We start from the raw sequence: 20,461 nt of genomic DNA, 5'->3' as shown, positions 1-20,461 counted from the left end.
GCGTGCTAGGCCCTGACGCCATAGCGCGCGTAGTAGGCATCGATGGCGTCCTTGAGCGCGTCATCGATCACCACCCGCCCCTTGACCTCATGGTTGTGGAGCGCCTCCACGACCTCGTCCATGCTCACGATGGAGGCGACGGGGAAGCCGTAGCGCTCCTGGATCTCCTGCTGCGCGGTGACCTTTCCGCCCTTGCCCACCTCCCTGCGGTCGAGCGAGACCATGAGGCCCACGACCTCGACGTCTGCCGCGCCCTTGAGCTTGGGGTAGGTCTCGTCGATGGACTTGCCGGAGGTGGTCACGTCCTCCACGATGACCACGCGGTCGCCGTCGTGGGGCTCGGTGCCCAGGAGCTGGCCCCTGTCGGCCCCGTGGTCCTTGGCCTCCTTGCGATCCGCGCAGTAGCGGACGTCCCTGCCGTAGAGCTCATGGTAGGCGATGGCCGTGACAACGGCCAGGGGGATGCCCTTGTAGGCGGGACCAAAGACCACGTCAAAGTCATCGCCGAAGCTCTCATGGATGGCCTGGGCATAGAAGCGGCCCAGACGGCCGAGCTGGCTGCCCGTCACGTAGGCGCCGGCGTTCATGAAGAAGGGGGACTGGCGGCCGCTCTTGAGCGTGAAGCTGCCAAACCTGAGCACATCGCTTGTGACCATGAACTCGATGAACGCGCGCCTGTAGTCCTGCATGGGGTTCCTCCGTGTGTATGGGCGGGTGGGTGCCTCGTCCATTGTACCGTGGCGTCTCGGACGGGCGGGACAGATGGTCCCGTACCACCCCTCCCGTGCCGTCCCGTAGCCAGATGTGCGTCGTTGCGACAAAAAAGGGGCAAAGGCGCCTAGAGGTGTCACCATCGTACGCATCTGGCTACGGGACGGCATGCAGGCATGCCCCACGCAAGCAACGCAGCCCGGAACCTGCCTGATTCCGGGCCGCACCTGTGCGGATGGTGTGTCGCGTGCCGACTACTGCCCAAGCAGCACCTTGGTCATGTCCGCTGCCGCCTTCTTGCCGGCGCCCATGGCCAGGATGACGGTCGCGGCACCGGTGACGATGTCGCCGCCCGCCCAGATCCTGGGGTTGCTCGTGCGGCCCGTCTCCTCGTTGGCGACGATATAGCCCCACTTGTTGAGCTCCATGCCACCGATCTTTCGGGCAAAGGGGTTGGCGTTGGTGCCGATGGCCGAGATGGCCACGTCGCAGGAGATCTCCTCGATGGCACCCTCGATGGGGACGGGGCGGCGGCGACCGGAGTCGTCCGGCTCGCCCAGCTCCATCCGCTGCACGCGCACGCCGCAGACGTTGCCATCCTCGCCCTTGAGGAACTCGAGGGGAGAGACCAGCGGCATGACCTCCACGCCCTCGGCCTTGGCGTGGTGGAGCTCCGCCTTACGGGCGGGCATCTCCGCCTCGGTGCGGCGATAGGCGATGATGGCGCGGTCGGCTCCCAGGCGCTTGGCCGTGCGTACGGCATCCATGGCAACGTTGCCGCCACCAAAGACGATGACCTGCCTGCCATGTTTGGTGGGTGTGTCGAACTTTGGGAACTCGTTGGCCCTCATGAGGTTGACGCGCGTGAGGTACTCGTTGGCAAAGTACACGTTGGGCAGGTTCTCGCCGGGGATGTTGAGGAACTTGGGGAGGCCGGCCCCGGTGGCCACATAGAGCGCATCGAAGCCCTTCTCGCCCAGGAGCTCCTCGGCGTCCGCCAGGTTGCCCATGACGCTGTTGTACTCGAATGTGACGCCCAGCTCCCTGAGGCCGTCGATCTCGTGCTTGACGACCGCCTTGGGCAGACGGAACTCGGGAATGCCGTAGACCAGCACGCCGCCGCCGGTGAAGAACGACTCGTACACGGTGACGTCAAAGCCGTTGCGGGCCAGCTCGCCGGCGCAGGTGATGCCGGACGGGCCGGAGCCGATGACGGCGACCCTCTTGCCGTTCCTAGGCGCCATCTCGGGTGTGGAGGCGAGCTCGGGTTGGTCGCCCAGGAAGCGCTCAAGCTGGCCGATGGCCACGGGCTCGCCCCGGCGGCCACGGATGCAGACGCCCTCGCACTGGTTCTCCTGCGGGCAGACGCGGCCGCAGATGGCGGGCAGCATGGACTGCTCGTGGATGACGTCGAGGCCCTCGCCGAACTTGCGCTCGTAGATCTTCTCGATGAAGGAGGGGATGTCGATGTTCACGGGGCAGCCCTCGACGCACAGGGGCTTCTTGCATCTCATGCAGCGCGCGGCCTCCGCGATGGCCATCTCCTCGGTGAAGCCCTTGTCCACCGGACGGAAGTCGTGGGCACGTTCCTCGGCGGGCTCCTCGTTGTCTGCGGTGCGCGGCGCCTTCATGTCCGCGACCCAGCGACCGTTTACCTCCGGCATGCGCACATCGCCTCCTCGTAGGCCTCGAGGGCCTGGCCCTCCTCGGTAAGGTATGCAGCCTGACGTGCGCGCAGGTCGTCCCAGTCGACCTTCGTGGCGTCAAAGTCGGGACCATCGACGCAGGCGAACTTGGTCTTGCCGCCCACCTCCACGCGACAGCAGCCGCACATGCCCGTGCCATCGACCATGATGGGGTTGAGCGAGGCGGTGATGGGGGTCTCGTACTTCTCGGCGGTGAGGGTCGAGAACTTCATCATGGGAACGGGCCCCACGCAGAAGATGTGGTCGACCTTGCCCTCCTGGAGCAGGCGCTCCAGCGGTGCGGTGACCACGCCCTTCTCGCCGTAGGAGCCGTCGTCCGTGGTGATGTGCACGTGGTCGTCATCGAACACGGAGCGGAACTGGTCCTCCAACAGCAGTAGGTCCTTGGTGCGGGCGCCCATGATGGCGTGCACCTCGTTGCCCGAGGCCGCAAACTGGCGGGCGACGGGGTAGGCGATGGCCAGCCCGACGCCGCCGCCGATGACGGCCCACGTGCCGGGCGCCATCTCGGTGGGCTGGCCCAGAGGCCCCGTGACGTCCTGCAGGGAGTCTCCCACCTCGTAGCTCGCAAGCATCGTGGTGGTCTTGCCGATCACCATGAAGATGAACTCGACCCAGCCCTCCTCGGCGTTCCAGTCCGCGAACGTGAAGGGCACGCGCTCGCCCGTCTCGTTGGCGCGCACCATGAGGAACTGGCCGGCATGGGCATGCCTGGCCAACTCCGGTGCCTCGATGCGAAACTTGAACACCTTCTCGGAGAACTGCGTCTTCTCGAGGATTTTGTACATCTATGTGCTCCTCTCCGAACACACTGCGTGTCCTGCGACAGCAGGACACCCTCTCCAAACACTGCTCACTAGTGTAGTTCATGAGCACTGGCATGCCAGCGTGCAAACGGGCCAAAAGTGTGTCCGGCGTCCGGAGTGTCTCGCTAGGCCTGTCGGGGGAGGCCCCGCTCGAGGATGGAGATGCAGACGTCCGCCGCGGACTCGCAGGTGAGTTCGAAGTCCGTGAGGAAGTTGCCCTTGAGCTGCCGCAGAGCGAAGTCCGCCACGCTCATCCTGCCGGGCGGACGCCCCGTGCCCACGCGCACGCGGGCGAAGTCGCGTGTGCCCAGCTTGTTGGCGATGGACCTGAGTCCGTTGTGGGCGTTGAGGCCACCGCCCAGCTTGACGGAGACCGTGCCCGCCGAGAGGTCGACCTCGTCGTGGACGACGAGGATCTGGGTGGGGGCGAGGCCCAGCTCGCGCATGAGCTTGGAGAGGGGACCACCGCTCGTGTTCATGTAGCCCTGCGGCTTGGCGAGCACCACCTCGCGCAGCGTCCCGTCCGGTCCCTTGTGGCGCAGGCGGCAGGTGAGACAGCCCACCTCGCGCCTCCAGTAGGAGACGCGCTCGCGCCGGGCGATGGCATCGATGGTGAGGAACCCGGCGTTGTGCCGCGTGCGCTCGTAGTCGGCCCCAGGGTTGCCCAGGCCACAGATGAGGCGGATGTCCGTTGGTGTGGTGTCCGTGCGCTGGGGCATCGCTTGCTCCCTCAATGTGGCTTGCTGCGGCTTGGCGAGCACCACCTCGCGCAGCGTCCGCCTTGTGACCTCGCGCGCCATTGTACCAAGGTGATGGGCGCCTTGGGCCATGCGTGTTGGGCCCTTGGGTCGTCACATCGTCGTGTGTGGGCATCATCGTGTGAGCGTCATCATGTGGGCTCCGTCGTGTGTGGGCATCATCGTGCGCACGTCATCATACGGGCTCCGTTGTGCTAGGTTTTTTGGCCGATATTGTCTCGCATGCGGACTCAAGTCAGCACGCGAGGCAGTTTTGGCGAGAAAACCTCGCACGACGGGAGGGGAACCTCGCACGAAGGGAGGGGAACCTCGCACGACCGGATCGGGTGGCGTCCGCCGTCACGCCTTCGGCCCCCTGTGCCTGCACGACCGACTCTGGGGCTTGGGTTGCCCCAGGATGGCCGCAGGCCCCGCCCAAAACGGGACGGGACCTGCGGCAGGGCATGAGGATGACCCTAGTGGATGGGTTCCACCACCGTCCGGGCGAGCAGGTCGTCTGCGGTGTCGGCATCGAAGCGTCCCGTCTCGGGGGAGAGGCAGTTGGCCGTTGCCCTGCTCATGGCATAGCGCAGGCGCTCCGGGGCAGGGAGCCCACGCTCCATGGCCACGGCATAGGCGCCGACGAGCGTGTCGCCCGAGCCAACGGGGTTCAGCACCTTGATGGAGGGCGACGACCCACGGAACGCCCCCTCGTCGGTGACGAGGACGGCCCCATCCCCGCCAAGGGAGACGATGACATCACGGATGCCCTCGCCGTGCAGGCGCCGTGCCGCATCGACGACCTCGGGGGTCGACGCAACGCGATGGCCGACCAGCTGGGAGATCTCATCGACGTTGGGCTTGATGACGGTGGGCTTGGTGGCTGCGCGCACGGCGTGCTCCAGGGACGCGCCCGAGCTGTCCAGAACCACGGGCACGCCCTCGGCGCGCACGGTGGACACGAGCTTGGCCCAGGCGGTCTTGGGAAGGCCCGCCGGGACGCTACCGCTCATGGTGACCACGCCGGCACGTCCTGCCTCCTCGCCAACGAGCGCGGAGAGCCGTTCGAACTCCCCGTCGGTGACGGAGGCCCCCGGTTCGAGGAACTCCGTCGAGCGCCCCTGGCTCTCGAGCACGTTGATGCACGAGCGGGTCTCGCTTCCCACGCGCACGAAGCGCTGGGGGATGCTGTCCCGCTCCAGGAGGTCCAGGAGCAGGTTTCCGTTGTGGCCGCCGACGAATCCCGTCGCCAGTACGGTCGCCCCGCACGAGGCGACGGCGCGCGAGGCGTTGAGCCCCTTGCCACCAGCGCTGTTCGAACAGCGGGCGACGCGCATCACGGTGCCCGCCTCCAGGGCACCGTCGAGCTGGTAGGCCTTGTCGATGGAGGTGTTGAGGGTAACGGTGAGTATCATGGTCGTGCCCTAGTCGTGGTACTCGCCGCGGTCCCACTTCTCGAGGAACTCGTCAAAGAAGTGGGGGTCGGACTGGTTGGGGTCGGCGTGCTCGACGGCATCGATCTTGGCGACGAGCGCATCGGACTGTGGCGTGGGTTCGTACTCTGCCTCGAGGAAGGCGTTGGCGATGTCGTTGATGAGAAACTCCCCGGTGATGCGTCCGCCAAAGCCGCAGACGTTGGCGCCCAGGTGCCTGCGAGCGAAGAGCGCGGAGGTCATGTCGCGCACGAGGGCGCAGCGCGCGCCGGGCACCTTGTTGACGGCCTCGCTGATGCCGATGCCCGTTCCGCACAGCACGATGCCCGCGTCCGCCTTCCCGGAGGCGACGAGCTCGCCCACCCTCTTGCCATAGATGGGGTAGTGCGTGCGCGTGGTGTCGTACGTGCCACAGTCGATGACCTGATAGCCGTGCGCCTTGAGTGAGTCGGACAGGTGCATCTTGGTGTCCGTGACGATGTGGTCACAACCGATGGCGACGATCTTTGTAGCCATGGTGCTCCCTTCTCTGGGGGATGCCCCCAGCTGCTGGTGATGGGATGGTTTCGAGCGTGGCGCTATGCCATCTTGTCGAGCATGTCCACGCGGATCTGGTGACGGCCGCCGTCATAGTCGGCCGCGAGGAACTCGCGGGCGATGCTCTTGGCAAGCCCCGGTCCCACGATCTGGGCGCCAAGGCAGATGACCTTGGCATTGTTGTGCTGGCGGGTCATGTAGGCGGAGCGCTCGTCGGAGATCTCGGCGCATATCATGCCCTTGACCTTGCTGGCGGCCATGTAGCTTCCCGCACCATAGCCATCGACCACGATGCCCCTGCTCGCGGGGTCGTCGAGGACGGCGTGGGCAACCTTCAGTGCGGCGTCCACGCAATCCGCCTGCTCGCCTTCGTCGGCCACCTCGTGGCCCTGTTCCCTCAGGTATGCCGCAATGTCGTCCTTGAGGGCGGTGCCCTCGGGGTCTGAGGCCAGTACGACTCTCATCGTGCCTTCCCTTCTCTGTCTTTGCTGTCAGATGCTCGTTCGCGCACGTCCGGGATGCGCGGTGGGGAGTTGTGCGAGGGCGGCTATCCCGTCACGACCTTGGTGTACTGGGAGAGGTCGGCCTCCTGCTCGGGGGTGATGAGTCGGTCGGTCATGAGGGCGTCCACGTTGACGAGGTCGTAGAACCCATAGAAGTCCCGTCGGTCCAGCTTGCTGGAGTCGGCCAGGAGATAGCGGAGGTTGGCGCGGTCGAGTGCGATGCGCTGCAGCCTGCCCTCCTGGGTGTTGGAGGTGGAGGCGGTGTGGTCGAAGATGCCGTTGAGCCCGATGAAGGCGGCGTCGATTCCCAGATGAGAGAGCACGTCCTCGGCGATGGCGCCAACGAAGGCGCCGGTGCTGGGCCGGTAGGTGCCGCCGATGCAGCAGAGGTCGATGCCCTCACGGTTGCAGAGCGCATCGACGACGGGCAGGCTGTTGGTGATCACCCTGAGGCGGATGAGGGGCAGCAGCCGGGCGAGCAGCTCCACGGTCGTGCCCGTACCAAGGAAGATGGTGCCGCCCTCATCTATGTAGGCGAGCGCCGCACTCGCCACCTGCGCCTTCTCATGCTCGTGTGCGCTCATCTTCTCATGGTGGGTGAACTCGCGCGGGATCGCCGTCCCCCGTGCGCCCAGGACGCTGCGTGCCCCTCCATGGACGCGCACGATCCGTCCCATGTGGGCAAGGTCGGCGAGGTCGCGTCGGACCGTCATCTCCGAGACCGCAAGCGCGCTGGCGAGCTCCACCGTGGTGATGGTGTTGCGCTTGTCCACCAGCTTGCAGATCGCCTCGCGCCTCTCGGTCTTGAGCATGGCATCCTCCTCTGTCTGCGCGAACGATACCGATGGTTGCGTGTGCGCGCAAGGCCTGGGAGGGAGCGTGTGGCCCGAACGTGGGGCGGCTGTCAGTCGGGCGAACAGTTGGCTGCTCCCGACAGCGCGGGTCCTGTTCGAATCGCGCACACAAACGAACAGGCCAGATCGTTGTCTTGGGCGGCCTCGAAGGCGGTGCGGGAGCGGCGTGCGCACGGGCAGGCCCCCGTGCCCGTGACGCTCGGGAGCGCACGGGGCCACCGGGTCCCATGCACGTCTCAAGCAGGCACGGGACGGTGCGCACGGGCCTCCGTCGGCCCGGTCGGCCCTGCATGCGGAGCGCCCCGCATGCTCGTGGAGTGATGGTGGCGGACGTGTTGCTCCTGCGAACGAGATGGCTTCCTTCGTGCTCGTTTTTGGGCGCGACGCTGTGCGTTTGGGCCTTTCGTTCGATCAGCGCAACACCTGGCTCCAGCTTGTGCTCCCGCGCGCGAGGATGTTTGCAACAAACAGAACGTCGCATACCACCGCACGTCACCTGTGCCTTACCGCCACACCAGCGACCTGAGCCGGGATCAGCGGACAGCCCCTACCGGGAGGGGATGACCGTCTCACATAGCAGGAGTCGAACACAGGAGAGAGGAGTTCGTATGGACAAGGAGCAAGTTGCCAACATCGGGTTCGAGATCGTCGCGTACTCGGGTGACGCACGGACCAAGCTGCTCTTGGCGCTCAAGGATGCCAAGGCGGGAAAGTTTGACGAGGTGGATGCCCTCGTCGAGGAGGCGAAGGGCCTGCTCAACGATGCGCACAAGTCGCAGTTTGACCTGCTGAGCCGCGAGGCCAAGGGGGAGAGCGCGGAGCTGGGCTTCATCATGATCCACGCCCAGGACCACCTCATGACCACGATGCTCCTGGCCGACATCATCACCACGCTTTTGGACATCTACCGCGACCGCTAGCACGGCCTGGGGCGGACCATGCGCCGCATGTCCGCCCCATGCATCCATCGTCACAGGAAAGGATTGTCATGGAACGCCTGATCGCGCTCATTGAGAGGGGAAAGCCCTTCTTTGACGCCGTCGCACGTAACAAGTACCTCAAGGCCATTCGCGACGGCTTCATCTCGGTCATGCCAATCATCATCTTCTCGTCGCTCTTCCTGCTGATAGCCAACATTCCCATCATCTTTGGCTACCAGTGGCCCCAGGAGGTCAACGACTTCCTCATGAAGCCGTACAACTACTCCATGGGCATCGTGGGCCTGCTCGTGGCGGCGACCACGGCCAAGCACTTCACTGACGGCCTCAACCGCGAGATGCCCAAGACCAACCAGATCAACTCGGTCTCCACGATGCTCGCGTCCGTCGTGGGCTTTGCCATCCTGGCGTCGGGCGACATCGTGCAGCAGCTGGCGGACGGCACGTCCCTCACGGGTCTCGACACCTCCTATCTGGGTTCGAAGGGACTGCTCACGGCCTTTTTGACCGCGTTTGTGGTGGGTGGCATCTACAAGGTGCTCATCAAGAACAACGTGACGCTCAAGATGCCCGAGCAGGTGCCGCCCAACATCGCCCAGACGTTCAAGGACATCATCCCGTTCGCTGCCACCACGATCGTGTTCTGGCTGTTCGACCACCTCTTCCGTGGGGTATTCGGCTTCTGCTTCGCCGAGGGCGTCATTCGTGCCTTCCAGCCGCTCTTCTCGGCCGCCGACACCTATGCCGGCCTGGCGGTCATCTACGGCGCCATCGGCCTCTTCTGGTTCGTGGGCGTGCACGGCCCCTCCATCGTGGAGCCGGCCATCGGCGCCATCGCGTTCTACAACGTGGCCAACAATCTCACGCTCGTCCAGGCGGGGCAGCATGCCTCCAGCGTCATCACGCCTGGCACGCAGTACTTCGTGGTCACCATGGGCGGCACGGGCGCCACGCTCATGATCACGCTCATGATCGCCTTCATGGCACGTTCCCAGCAGCTCAAGGCCATCGGCCGCGCCTCCGCGGTGCCCGTGCTCTTTGGTGTCAACGAGCCCATACTCTTTGGCGCGCCGTTCGTGCTCAACCCCGTGTTCTTCCTTCCGTTCGTGCTGGCGCCCGTCTTCAACGTGTGGGTCTTCAAGGTCTTCGTGGACGTCCTGGGCATGAACAGCTTCACCTACGTGCTTCCCTGGGTGACCCCTGCGCCTCTGGGCATCTTCCTGGGATGCGCCATGCAGCCACTCTCGCTGCTCTACGTCGCGGTGGCCCTTGGCGTCGACTTCGTGGTGTACTACCCGTTCTTCCGCGTGTATGACCGCCAGCTGCTCGACCAGGAGGACGCCGACGAGGCGGCGCTCGAGGCGGCACGTGGGGAGGCGCCGGCAGCCGAGGGCGCCACGCCCGCTCCCGCACGCGAGGAGGCGGCTCCCGCCCCCGCGCCTTCCCCCGCGCCCACCGCTTCTCCCGCACCTGCCGCTCCCGCGGCTGCGGGCGCATCCCTCGACGGCAAGCGCGTGCTGGTGCTCTGCGCCGGTGGCGGCACGTCGGGCCTGCTGGCCAACGCGCTTGCCAAGGCGGCCGAGGAGCATGGCGTGGACCTTGAGGCGGCCGCCGGTGCCTATGGCGCGCACCTGGACATCATGGGTGACTACGACCTCGTGATCCTGGCGCCGCAGGTTGCCTCCTACCTGCCTGACCTCGAGAAGGACGCCGCGCGCATGGGCGTCGCCACGGCGGCCTGTGGGGGCAAGGAGTACATCGACCTCACGCGCGATGGCGAGAAGTCACTGCGCTTCGTCGCCGACGCCCTCAAGGGAGGCGAGTGACATGACGCAGGAGGACGCACGCTTTCCCAAGGACTTCGTGTTTGGCGCGGCGACGGCGGCCTACCAGTGCGAGGGCGAGACGCGCACGCACGGCAAGGGCAAGGTTGCCTGGGACGACTACCTGGACGAGAAGGGCCTGTTCTTCGCCGACCCGGCGAGTGACTTCTACCATCGCTATCCGGAGGACCTGCGGCTCTGCCAGGAGTATGGCATCAACGGCATCCGCGTCTCCATCGCATGGTCGCGCATCTTCCCCAACGGGGACGATTCCGTGCCCAACTCCGAGGGCGTGGCGTTCTACCATCGGCTCTTCGCGGAATGTCGCTCCCGGGGCGTGGAGCCGTACGTGACGCTCCACCACTTTGACTCGCCGGATGCGCTCTACCGTGAGGGGGACTTCCTCAACCGGCATGCCATCGATGCCTTCGAGCGCTACGCGCGCTTCTGCTTCGCGGAGTATCCCGAGGTGACGCACTGGTTCACGTTCAACGAGATCTGGGCCGTCGTGTCCAACATGTACATCGAGGGCACCTGGCCGCGTGGCCAGCGCTATCGGCTCGACCTGGCCTTCCAGGCCATGCACAACATGATGGTCGCCCACGCCCGCGCCGTGTGCGCCTTCGAGGAGCTGGGCCATCCCGGGTCCATCGGCGTCGTCCATGCCCTCTCGACCAAGTACCCGGATGACCCCGCCGCGGCGGGCGATGTCGAGGCGGCCCGCATCGACGACGTGCTCAACAACCAGTTCCTGCTGGAGGCCACGTTTGACGGAAGGTACTCCGAGGAGACGCTGGACTGTGCCAACAGGCTCGCCGCCCTTGCGGGCGGGCGGCTGGAGCTTCTGCCCGAGGACCTCGAGCAGCTCGCTGCCGCGGCGCCGCACAACGACTGCCTGGGCATCAACTACTACCAGAGCAACTTCCTCAAGGCATACGACGGTCCCAACGACTGCCACCACAACTCCACCGGCGAGAAGGGCACGGAGCGCCATGCGCTCCAGGGCATCGGCGAGTATGTGGCACGCCCCGAGATCCCGCGCACCGACTGGGACTGGATGATCTATCCCCAGGGGCTCTACGACCTGGTGATGCGCATCTGTCGCCAGTGGCCCCACTACAAGGAGCTCTATGTCACCGAGAACGGCATGGCCTCCAAGGACCGGCTGGAGGAGGGGGCGGTGCACGACGAGGAGCGCATCCACTACATCCGCGAGCACCTGCGCTGGGCGCTCAAGGCCATCGCCGAGGGCGCACACCTGCGGGGCTACTTCGTGTGGTCGCTCATGGACGTCTTCAGCTGGAACAATGGCTACAACAAGCGCTATGGCCTCTTCTACGTGGACTTTGACACGCAGGAGCGCATTCCCAAGGACTCCGCGCGCTGGTACGCCGAGGTGGCCCAGGAGCGCTTCCTGGACACGTAGGCACGTAGACGCATCGCAGGGGGACGGCGCCGCCGGGCCTTGGGGCCGGTGGCGCCGCCCTGTGAGACAAGACGCCTTCGGGTACCGACGTCCCCTGTGACCGTCGGACATGCGGCGACGGGGTCCGCCCGTCCGTGCGCTTTGTATGCACGCCCTGTTTGCTGTGCGAACCGCGCGTGCCGTCACTGGCTGGTACCAGCGCGTGCGTCGCTCCCGAGCCACGGCACGCTGGTCTCACGTGTTCAGCCCACAAACAGCTTCGGTGCAGGTCTGTGGGTGCGCCGTGTCGTACGAGCATGGGTCGTGTGGACACAGGCGGCTCGTCTGTGGAGGGGCCTGCACGTCCGTTCGAGGTGTGAGGACGCCATCCGGCAGCGCTCACGGCGCAGGGGGTAGGGGTGATGGGCATGGGAAGTGTATTTGGCGAGCTCTTCCTGCGTGACGCGGTCTACGTGATCGACGCGCAGAGCCAGGAAGAGGTGTTCGACCAGCTGGGTGAACGGCTGATGGCCGCCGGGCTCGTGAGGGAGGGGTACCTCTCCCATGTCAAGAGGCGCGAGGCGACCTATCCCACCGGGCTGAGCATGGCCCCTGTCGATCCGCGCTTTCCCAACATCGCCGTGCCGCACACCGAGACGGAGTACTCGACGTGCACCTGCCTCGTACCCGTGAAGCTGGTCAACCCCATTACCTGGCACGACATGATCGTGCTGGACAGGACCAACACGATCGATGTGGACGTGTTCGACATCTGGCATCTGGCCTTCGTGGGCCTGGCGTGCATGTACTTCGGTGCGCCGCTGTGGGTGGCCACGCTGCTCGTGGTGTTCATCGGCGTCCTCAAGATCATGAACTCCGACGTCATGCGCCCCACGTTCAACGACCTCATCGACGCGCCGGGCAACCCCATGACCACCACACACATGAACTACATGATGAACCCCATCATCATGGTCTTCAACAAGTTCTTCGATCGCTTCCTGCCGGGCCTCGACAGGTATGACTTTGACGCCGCCAAGCTCAACGAGAAGGTGGGCTTCTGGGGATCCAAGTTCTCCATCGGCATCTACCTGGGCATCTTTGTGGGTCTGCTCGCGCACGAGGACATCAAGAGCATCTGTACGCTGGCGTTCACCGCCGCCGTCTACCTGGAGCTGTTCTCGCTCATCGGCGCATGGTTCATCGAGGCCATCGAGCCGCTCTCCCAGGGCATCTCAAACTTCGCCAACGAACGGCTCAAGGGCCGCACGCTCAACGTGGGCCTCGACTGGCCGTTCCTCGCGGGCCGAGCGGAGATCTGGGCCGCGGCCAACGTCCTCGCGCCCATCATGCTCCTCGAGTCGCTGGTGCTGCCGGGCAACGGCCTGCTGCCCCTGGGCGGCATCATCGCCATGGGTCTCACGCCTGCCCTGCTCGTGGTCACGCGCGGCAAGATGCTGCGCATGATCATCATCGGCACCATCGTGCTTCCCGTGTTCCTGTGGGCGGGCACGCTCGTCGCGCCCTTCGTGACGCAGACGGCCATGCAGGTGGGCGCGTTCCCCAGTGGCCTTGCCGCGGGGCAGCTCATCTCTGACACCACCATGGAGGGGCTGGTGGAGAAGTTCCTGGCGTTCCTGCTGGGCAATGGCTGCACCAACCTGCAGTTCCTGCTGTTCTTCGCGCTTGCCCTCGCAGCGTACCTCCTGCTCTTCATGTGGTACCGCCGCGAGATGCAGAGGCGCAACGCCGAGGACTACGTGCAGGCGGGCATCTGCACGCCCGACCGCCTGGTGACCGGCTCGTTTGCCGCGCCTGCCGCGGATGACTCCGGAGCTGGCACCGAGGCCGCGCCCGAGTAGCCAGCGAGGCAGGGAGAGGCACGGTATGCGAGGGGGTGCGTCCCTGTCCGGGCGCGCCTCCTCCGTCGAGGGGAGATTGCCATGAACATCGTTCCAGTCACCGATCCCAGCTTCGCGCGCTATGGCAGGGTGTGGGATGACGTGCCCCAGGGAGTGTGCGATCAGATGGTCGCGGCGCTCAGGGAGAGCGTGCCGCTTGCCGAGGAGGGCACCTCGTATGTGGCGGACGTTCCCGCGCTGCATGAGGTGCCCGCAGCGCACGACCTGGAGCTCCTCTTCTTTGCGGGGCTGCCCACGGAGCTGGGATGCGTCTGCGGGCGCAACACCAAGATGAACAGCCTGGAATACCATCGCTCGAGCGAGTTCAACCTGCCGACGGACGATGTGGTGCTGCTCCTTGCCAAGAGGGAGGAGCTGGACGGCGGCTTCTGCCTGGACACGTCCCGCGTACGGGCCTTCCTGGTCCCTGCCGGGACGCTCATCGAGGTGTATGCGGACACCCTGCACTACACGCCCTGTCATGCCCATGCCGACCGGGGCTTCAGGATGCTGGTGGCCCTGCCCGCGGGGACCAACGGGCCACGTCCCGCGGATGTGCCGCGCTATGGCGACGGTGCGATACTCTGGGGCGCCAACAAGTGGGTGATCACACACGAGAGCACAAAGAAGGCGCGGCAGGGCGCCCATGTGGGGCTCATGGGCGAGAACATCGACGTGAGCGAGGCGCTGGCGGACGTTCGGTAGGCTTCGCTGGGTCAGGTCCGCCAGCCGTGATGGGGGGGCGGCTGAGCGGACGGGGCCGCCGATAGCCGCGTGTGGGTGCGATCTCCACCCATGTGGGTGCCTTTTGCTGCGTGTGGGTGCGATTCTCCCGGAAGGGGTCGATAAAATCGCAGGTCACGAGAAGCCAAGCCGGGAGATTAGCACCCACACGAACCGATTAGCACCCACATGGATGGGAAAGGCACTCACAGAGAAGCACCCACACGGCGCGGCGGGCACCGTGGTGCCCGCCGCTGGTCCGTGCGTGTCGTTCGTGGCCTACGCCTTGCCCGTGGACCCCAGGTTGTCCATGTGGCTCTCGACGACGGCCTGGATCTCGTCCATGCCGGGGATCGACGGCTTCTTGGGGTCGAAGCACGACGGGTTCTCCGCCATGTGTCCCATGAAGCCGCGCATGAAGGCCTGGCGCAGCTCGGTGGCATAGTTCACCTTGCAGATGCCGTTCTGGATGGCCTCGGCCACCTGGTCGTCCGGGACGCCCGAGGTGCCGTGCAGCACGAGCGGCACGTCAACCCTCCTGCGGATCTCCTTGAGGACGCCCTGCTCGATGTGAGGGGTGCCCGTGTAGACGCCGTGGGCGGTGCCCACGCCCACGGCCAGCGACGTGCACCGCGTGCGCGCCACGAACTCGACGGCCTCGTCCGGATCGGTGTAGGGGCTCTCGCCCTCCACGGCCGGGCCGTCATCCTCCTTGCCGCCCACCTTGCCCAGCTCCGCCTCGACGGGCAGGCCGATGGGGGCTGCGACCTTGGTGACGGAGGCGGTGAGGTCGATGTTGTCCTCGAAGGGGACGTGGCTGCCGTCGATCATGACGGAGGTGTAGCCGGCGCGCATGGCCTGGACGCAGCGGTCGAAGCCGTCGCCATGGTCGAGGTGCAGCGCCACGGGCACGGAGGCGTCCTCGGCCGCAACGCGGGCCATGGCCACAAAGTAGTCGAGGCTCGCGTACCTCACCGTGCCCGGCGTGGTCTGCATGATGACCGGCGACCTCCTCTCCTCGGCGGCCCTGATGACGGCCATCACGAACTCGAGATTCTCCACGTTGAACGCGCCGACGGCGTAGTGGCCCTCCTGTGCCCGCTCGAGCATGTCCTTGGTGGTGACAAACATGTGGTGCTCCCTTCTGCTGGGGTCGTAACGTGGCCCCAGCGTAAGCAGGGGGCGAGAGACTTGTCTTTTAGAAAAGGCATAAAACAGGCAGGTATAAGGTATGAAGAGACAGAATTCCCCTTACACGTGCTTTTCTCACCTCCAATTGGGGAGGACAGGATCATCTCGAAACGCAAAAGGAAAGGAACTGCATTGCCGTATACTTGCGAGAAAGAAAGACAAAAGCAACACAATTCCAATGGCACGGGGCATCGGGCACAGGTCGGCGGACGTCGGAAGGACGGATATGGCAGTCACGCACCTTGGGGCGCTGGAGCGGCAGAGGGCGATCCTGGAGCTCCTGGAACGTGAGTCCGCCGTGCGCGTCGACCAGCTTGCGCAGGCGTTTGGCGTGTCGCGCGTGACGGCGCGGGCGGATCTCGACGCCCTGGCGCGCGACGGCAAGCTGCGGCGCACGCATGGCGGCGCCGCGTCGCTCTCGCGCAGGCTCACGGTCTCGGTGCAGGACCGTCGCGTGAACGTGAACGCCAAGGCAAAGCAGGTCATAGCGGCGCGCGCCGCCCGGCTCGTGGGGGACGGGGACACGCTCCTGGTGGACTCGGGCACCACGACCCTCGAGCTGGTACGCGCACTCTCGCTGCGCGAGGGGCTCACGGTGGTGACGGCGGACCTCACCATCGCCGAGCACATCGATCGCGCCATGCCCAGCTGCGACGTGGTGATGCTGGGCGGGATGCTGCGCAAGGCGCACCGCTACACCACCGGCCCCCTCGCCATGGCGGCGCTGGCCGAGCTGCACGCGGACAAGGTCTTCGTGTGCCCGAGCAGCTTCGTGCCGGGGCGTGGTCTCATGACCGACTACCAGGCGATGGCGGAGCTGAAGCATGCGATGCTCGGGGCGGCCGACAGGCGGTACTGCCTCATGGATGCCAGCAAGGTGGGCGCGAGCGGCCTCATCCGCTTCGCGGGGCTTGTGGACTTCGATGCCGTCGTCATGGACGTGGATCCCGAGGGCGTGGTTGCGGCAGCGTTGAAAGGGTCGGGTACGCGCCTGATGTTGGAGTAGGAATCAGACATGTGGATTCGCCTCTAGGCCCCATTGACCACCCTGAGACGCTGGGTCTCCTCGATCTCGGAGATCGTCTCGATGCGCGCCTGGTGGCACCCGCCCTCGTATGTGGCGCCCAGCCAGGCGTCGACGATGTCCCTTGCGATCTCCATGCCGGTCGCGCGCGCCGAGGGCTACGACGTCAGTGTCGCTGTGCTGGCGGCTGAGGCGGGCGGGGTAGGGCCCCGAGCGCACCACGGCACGGATGCCCTCACCTTGTTGGCCGCGAGGCTGATACCCACGTCGGTGCCGCAGATGAGCGCGCCGCCGTCCGCCCCGCCCGGGGCGACCATCCGTGCCACCCTGTAGCCGCCTATGGGGTAGTTGAAGCGCTCCGCAGAGGCGTGCTGTGATGAGTTGCGCCCCTGCGCCATGCCGGCGGAGGATCGCTTGGAGGCGCCTGCGGGAAATGCGGCGGCCTGCGGGGACGCCTGTGGCCCCGAAGGGGAAGGAGCGCGTCGGCGTGTCCGCGTGCAGGCCGGCCGTGTCAGCTAGAATGGGTGGCCCAACGCAAGGTCGCAAAGCCGGCCGGACGGAGGGCGCCCTCAGTCGGCCGTGCGACAGCGGCCACACCACAGACGAGAGGCGCCGGCATCTTGCAGCGTCGACAACATGTGAGGAGAAAGCCATGCTCAGGAACAGCAACATCACCCGTCGTCAGGCGCTTGCCACGTTTGGCTCCATCACCGCTGGCCTCGCGCTCGCCGCCTGTGGAACCAGCCAGACGCAGTCCACCGACGCCACCGCCACGAGCTCCGCCGCCAGCGAGGACGTGACCGTCCGCGTGGCGTCGCTCAAGGGTCCCACCACCATCGGCCTGGTCTCGATGATGGACGCCACCTCCGGCGTCCCCACCGAGGACACCCCCACCGAGCCCGCCGAGGACTCGACCGGCATCACGTACTCCTACACCATCTCCGGCGCCGCTGACCAGGTTCTGCCGCTGGTAATCCAGGGTGAGACGGACATTGCCCTCGTGCCCTCCAACGTGGCCTCCATCCTCTACAACAAGACCCAGAGCGGCGTGCGCGTGATCGACGTCAACACGCTGGGTGTGCTTTCCGTTGTCACCGGCGATGCCACGGTCGAGCAGTTCGAGGACGTCGCCGGCCACACCGTCTACCTCTCCGGCCAGGGCGCAAGCCCCGAGTACACCCTTAACTACCTGCTCGGCCAGGCCGGCATCAAGGATCAGGTGACCATCGAGTTCAAGAGCGAGCACAGCGAGTGCGCCGCGGCCATCCAGGCCGATCCCACCGCCGTCGCCATCCTGCCCGAGCCCTTCACCACGGCCACGTTGGCCAAGGACTCCTCGCTCTCCGCGCCCGTGAGCCTCACCGACGTCTGGGACCGCTACGCTGGCAGCTCAGGCAGCCAGTTCGTGATGGGCGTGACCATCGCCCGCTCCGAGTTTGTGGACGCGCACCCCGCGGCCGTTGCCGATTTCCTCTCGCGTCACGCAGAGTCCGTCGCTGCCGTGAACGGCGACCCTGCCGCCGCGGCGCCGCTCGTGGTGAAGGCCGGCATCGTGGCCAGCGAGGCCATCGCCGAGAAGGCCATCCCCAAGTGCAACATCGTGTGCGCCACGGGGGAGGAGATGCGCTCCGCACTCTCCGGCTACCTGCAGGTTCTCTACGATGCCGACGCCTCCTCGGTGGGTGGTGCCCTCCCCGGCGACGACTTCTACTACGTGAGCTAGCCCAACGTAGGCGTGGCAGGCGAGAGCAGCAATGCACCCATGACCCCGCACGGCGTGCTGCGCCGCGCGGGTGCCGTGGCGTTCTGGCTCGTGGTGTGGCAGCTGGCGAGCATGGCCGTGGGTTCCGAGCTGCTGCTTGCCGGCCCCATGGCAGTTCTCGTGCGGCTGGTGGAGCTCATGCCCACGGCCGGTTTCTGGTCCACCGTGGGCTTCTCGCTGGCGAGGATAGCCGCAGGCTTTGCCGTGGCGTTTGTGCTGGGCCTGGTGCTCGGCCTTCTCGCACACCGTTGGCGCACCCTAGCCGAACTTCTCGCCCCGGCGGTGGGCTTTCTCAAGAGCGTGCCCATAGTCTGCGTGATTGTGCTGCTGCTCATGTGGGTGGGTTCGGTGAGGGTATCGGCCATTGCCGTCTTTCTCGCCGTGTTCCCTGCAATCTATTTCAGCGTGCTTGAGGGGCGCAGCGCGGCCGACCCCGGCCTGGGCGAGCTTCTGCGCGTGATGGGCGTGCCTGGCTGGCGATGCTTCCTAGCAGACACGTGGCAGCAGCTCCTCCCATACCTTGTGGCAACGTGCAGGAACGCTTGTGGCATGGCCTGGAAGGCTGGCGTTGCCGCCGAGCTCATCGGCAGCCCGCGCGGCTCCATGGGTGAGCGCATCTACCAGGCAAAGCTCCTGCTTGAGACAGGCGACCTCTTTGCGTGGACCATCGTGGTGGTGGCGCTCTCGTGGGCGTGCGAGAGGGCCTTCCTCGCGTGGCTTCGCTCTACGGGTTGTTGGGCGCTTGGCACCAGCGTGCCGCGAGCTGCGGGTGAGCGGCGTAGGGTCGCGGCGCCAGCGCCATCAGGGATTGCTCTCGAGGGTGTGACCTTGGGCTACGGCGATGTCGCTGTTGCTACCTGCGATTTGGTGCTGGCCCCTGGGTCGCGTGCGGTGCTCGACGACCCGTCCGGGGCAGGGAAGACCACGCTGATACGGACCGCGTGTGGGCTTCTCGCCCCGCTCTCTGGATGGGTTCTGGCGCCGGGCTGGGGCGAGCTCTCCGTGCAGTTCCAGGATTCCCGGCTGGTAGAGGCTATGACCGCCGAGCAAAACGTGCTGCTCTGCTCGGCGGGGGCGCTCTCTGGGGGCGAGGCGCATGCGCTTCTGGCGGAGCTTCTCTCCGAGGATGCGCTGGGCAGGCCTGTTGCGGAGCTTTCCGGTGGGCAGCGCAGGCGGGTAGAGCTGGTACGGGCGCTCGCGCATCCCGGCGCGGCCGTCGTGCTGGACGAGCCCTTCTCCTCACTCGATGCTGTCTCGCATGAGGCCGCGGCTGCCTTCGTCACGCGCCACCTCGGCGGGCGCACGCTGCTCGTGGCCTCGCATGTGTCCGGTGACGTGGAGCTACTCCATGCGGCTCCAGTGCGGCTTGGCCCTGCGCGGCGCGAGGAATGGCCGAGACCGTCCTCGGCAGAATGACCCTTTGGGAGGGCCTCGTGCCGGGTGGGGCCTCCTTCGAGTCCGCAGCGCGCCGCTCGCCACGGAGATGACGTTCATGTGCCGCTTGTGGTAGGAGAACGCTCGGCATGCTTGGGGCCGTGCCCAACTCCGCGGCCGTGTCCACTGTCGATAAGGTCGTGGTGCAGGTCGCCCGCTGGCACATCGGTGCCACTGCCGACGATGCCGTCGCAGCCGCGATGAAGGACATCGCCGTCGCCAGTGCGGCGGGGAAGCTGTCTGCCTGGATGTGGTGACATCCCCGGCAATCGGCCCTCGGTCGGTGACCCGTACGCCCATGTCCCGTGGTGCATCTGTGGTGGTGCGGTCTCAAAAGCTTCCTTCCCCACATGGCCGACGACGCGACGGGTAGGAATGACGTGACCGAAAATTGCTATAGCAGGAGCGACATATGAAGCAGATAGCATTCGTCTTGGGCTCCAACAGGCAGGGCTCGTTCAACGCCCAGCTCATGACGGCAATCAAGGACGAGCTCGCGGGGAGGGCAGACATCGTTGACCTCGATGCCCAGAAGCTGCCGCGCATGAGCCAGGACCTCGAGTGGCCGACCCCCGAGGCGGTTGCCGACGCACGCAAGGTGATCGAGGGCGCCGATGGCCTCTGGATCGTCTCGCCCCAGTACAACTGCAGCTATCCCGGCTATGTGAAGGACTTCGTCGACTGGATGAGCCGTCCCGTGAGGCAGGGGAGTGCCGCCACGGTCATCAAGGACAAGAAGGTCACCCTGAGCGGCATCGGTGGTCGCACCGCGACGGCCGAGATGCGCGCCCAGCTGAGCTCGCTGCTGTCGTTTGTGGGTGCGGACGTCATGGGCGGCGCCGAGGCAACGGGCGAGGGGTTCTCGCTTGCCCCGGCGGCATGGGGCTCCGGCGTCGTGGAGCTGGACGACGGGCAGCGCGCCCGCGTTCGGCGACAGGTGAGTGACTTCCTGGCGTTTATCGCATAGCATCAG

General features: G+C 66.2%; 21 protein-coding genes. 10 read left to right on the top strand and 11 right to left on the bottom strand.

Annotated features, from left to right (window positions below; translation table 11 throughout):
• Window positions 1-5: 5 nt before the first annotated feature.
• The 8 genes from pyrE to J2S71_RS01715 form a co-directional block, all read right to left on the bottom strand.
• On the bottom strand, window positions 6-689 hold the full coding sequence (gene pyrE, locus J2S71_RS01750) for an orotate phosphoribosyltransferase (RefSeq protein WP_021727089.1): 684 nt from the start codon (window positions 687-689) through the stop codon (window positions 6-8).
• 276 nt (window positions 690-965) lie between these two features.
• Window positions 966-2,375, bottom strand: coding sequence for an NADPH-dependent glutamate synthase (gene gltA / locus J2S71_RS01745; RefSeq protein WP_040652391.1), 1,410 nt, complete (start codon window positions 2,373-2,375; stop codon window positions 966-968).
• Complete coding sequence (locus J2S71_RS01740; protein ID WP_021727156.1) at window positions 2,363-3,205, bottom strand: sulfide/dihydroorotate dehydrogenase-like FAD/NAD-binding protein; 843 nt, start codon at window positions 3,203-3,205, stop codon at window positions 2,363-2,365. The genes gltA and J2S71_RS01740 overlap by 13 nt, the downstream gene beginning before the upstream one ends.
• Before the next feature lie 143 nt (window positions 3,206-3,348).
• Complete coding sequence (gene pth / locus J2S71_RS01735) at window positions 3,349-4,053, bottom strand: aminoacyl-tRNA hydrolase (protein WP_307388399.1); 705 nt, start codon at window positions 4,051-4,053, stop codon at window positions 3,349-3,351.
• A 383-nt stretch (window positions 4,054-4,436) separates the two neighbouring features.
• A complete protein-coding gene (locus J2S71_RS01730) occupies window positions 4,437-5,375 on the bottom strand; it encodes a 1-phosphofructokinase family hexose kinase (protein WP_307388398.1) in 939 nt (312 codons plus the stop codon).
• Between the two features lie 9 nt (window positions 5,376-5,384).
• Complete coding sequence (gene lacB, locus J2S71_RS01725; protein WP_036576355.1) at window positions 5,385-5,909, bottom strand: galactose-6-phosphate isomerase subunit LacB; 525 nt, start codon at window positions 5,907-5,909, stop codon at window positions 5,385-5,387.
• Window positions 5,910-5,971: 62 nt separating this feature from the next.
• Window positions 5,972-6,394: a galactose-6-phosphate isomerase subunit LacA gene (gene lacA / locus J2S71_RS01720; protein WP_278592053.1), complete on the bottom strand. Its 423-nt coding sequence runs from the start codon at window positions 6,392-6,394 to the stop codon at window positions 5,972-5,974.
• 83 nt (window positions 6,395-6,477) lie between these two features.
• Window positions 6,478-7,245 carry a DeoR/GlpR family DNA-binding transcription regulator gene (locus tag J2S71_RS01715; protein ID WP_307388396.1) on the bottom strand — a complete coding sequence of 256 codons (768 nt, stop codon included), beginning with the start codon at window positions 7,243-7,245 and terminating at the stop codon, window positions 6,478-6,480.
• Window positions 7,246-7,895: 650 nt separating this feature from the next.
• Here J2S71_RS01715 and J2S71_RS01710 point away from each other — a divergent pair.
• The 5 genes from J2S71_RS01710 to J2S71_RS01690 all read left to right on the top strand — a co-directional run bounded on the left by J2S71_RS01710 (window position 7,896) and on the right by J2S71_RS01690 (window position 14,059).
• On the top strand, window positions 7,896-8,207 hold the full coding sequence (locus tag J2S71_RS01710) for a PTS sugar transporter subunit IIA (RefSeq protein ID WP_307388395.1): 312 nt from the start codon (window positions 7,896-7,898) through the stop codon (window positions 8,205-8,207).
• Between the two features lie 68 nt (window positions 8,208-8,275).
• On the top strand, window positions 8,276-10,051 hold the full coding sequence (locus tag J2S71_RS01705; protein ID WP_036576363.1) for a lactose/cellobiose PTS transporter subunit IIB: 1,776 nt from the start codon (window positions 8,276-8,278) through the stop codon (window positions 10,049-10,051).
• Window position 10,052: 1 nt separating this feature from the next.
• The gene (lacG, locus tag J2S71_RS01700; RefSeq protein ID WP_307388392.1) at window positions 10,053-11,474 is read left to right on the top strand and encodes a 6-phospho-beta-galactosidase; all 1,422 of its coding nucleotides are present in this window, start codon (window positions 10,053-10,055) and stop codon (window positions 11,472-11,474) included.
• Between the two features lie 407 nt (window positions 11,475-11,881).
• On the top strand, window positions 11,882-13,315 hold the full coding sequence (locus J2S71_RS01695) for a PTS transporter subunit IIC (RefSeq protein ID WP_307388390.1): 1,434 nt from the start codon (window positions 11,882-11,884) through the stop codon (window positions 13,313-13,315).
• 81 nt (window positions 13,316-13,396) lie between these two features.
• The gene (locus J2S71_RS01690; protein ID WP_307388388.1) at window positions 13,397-14,059 is read left to right on the top strand and encodes a DUF4867 family protein; all 663 of its coding nucleotides are present in this window, start codon (window positions 13,397-13,399) and stop codon (window positions 14,057-14,059) included.
• Between the two features lie 297 nt (window positions 14,060-14,356).
• On the opposite strand, the gene J2S71_RS01685 is transcribed toward J2S71_RS01690, so the two are convergent.
• The gene (locus tag J2S71_RS01685) at window positions 14,357-15,208 is read right to left on the bottom strand and encodes a class II fructose-bisphosphate aldolase (protein ID WP_021726491.1); all 852 of its coding nucleotides are present in this window, start codon (window positions 15,206-15,208) and stop codon (window positions 14,357-14,359) included.
• Window positions 15,209-15,494: 286 nt separating this feature from the next.
• Between J2S71_RS01685 and J2S71_RS01680 the strand changes: the two genes are divergently transcribed.
• Entirely contained in the window at window positions 15,495-16,274 is a 780-nt protein-coding gene (locus tag J2S71_RS01680) for a DeoR/GlpR family DNA-binding transcription regulator (RefSeq protein WP_307388385.1), read from the top strand.
• 23 nt (window positions 16,275-16,297) lie between these two features.
• Here J2S71_RS01680 and J2S71_RS01675 read toward each other — a convergent pair whose 3' ends face one another.
• The gene (locus J2S71_RS01675) at window positions 16,298-16,429 is read right to left on the bottom strand and encodes a ribose-5-phosphate isomerase B family protein (protein WP_021726490.1); all 132 of its coding nucleotides are present in this window, start codon (window positions 16,427-16,429) and stop codon (window positions 16,298-16,300) included.
• A gap of 21 nt (window positions 16,430-16,450) precedes the next feature.
• Window positions 16,451-16,690, bottom strand: a complete 240-nt coding sequence (locus J2S71_RS01670) for an RpiB/LacA/LacB family sugar-phosphate isomerase (protein WP_307388383.1) — start codon at window positions 16,688-16,690, stop codon at window positions 16,451-16,453.
• 254 nt (window positions 16,691-16,944) lie between these two features.
• Between J2S71_RS01670 and J2S71_RS01665 the strand changes: the two genes are divergently transcribed.
• The 4 genes from J2S71_RS01665 to J2S71_RS01650 all read left to right on the top strand — a co-directional run bounded on the left by J2S71_RS01665 (window position 16,945) and on the right by J2S71_RS01650 (window position 20,455).
• Window positions 16,945-18,015, top strand: a complete 1,071-nt coding sequence (locus J2S71_RS01665) for an ABC transporter substrate-binding protein (protein ID WP_307388382.1) — start codon at window positions 16,945-16,947, stop codon at window positions 18,013-18,015.
• A gap of 39 nt (window positions 18,016-18,054) precedes the next feature.
• Window positions 18,055-19,470, top strand: a complete 1,416-nt coding sequence (locus J2S71_RS01660; RefSeq protein WP_307388381.1) for an ATP-binding cassette domain-containing protein — start codon at window positions 18,055-18,057, stop codon at window positions 19,468-19,470.
• Between the two features lie 107 nt (window positions 19,471-19,577).
• Window positions 19,578-19,745 carry a hypothetical protein gene (locus J2S71_RS01655; protein ID WP_307388379.1) on the top strand — a complete coding sequence of 56 codons (168 nt, stop codon included), beginning with the start codon at window positions 19,578-19,580 and terminating at the stop codon, window positions 19,743-19,745.
• A 155-nt stretch (window positions 19,746-19,900) separates the two neighbouring features.
• On the top strand, window positions 19,901-20,455 hold the full coding sequence (locus J2S71_RS01650; RefSeq protein ID WP_307388377.1) for an NADPH-dependent FMN reductase: 555 nt from the start codon (window positions 19,901-19,903) through the stop codon (window positions 20,453-20,455).
• Window positions 20,456-20,461: the final 6 nt, after the last annotated feature.

The sequence above is a fragment of the Olsenella profusa DSM 13989 genome (genome assembly GCF_030811115.1).
Classification (GTDB): Bacteria; Actinomycetota; Coriobacteriia; order Coriobacteriales; family Atopobiaceae; genus Olsenella_F; species Olsenella_F profusa.
This window is presented reverse-complemented; position numbering and strand designations above follow the sequence as displayed.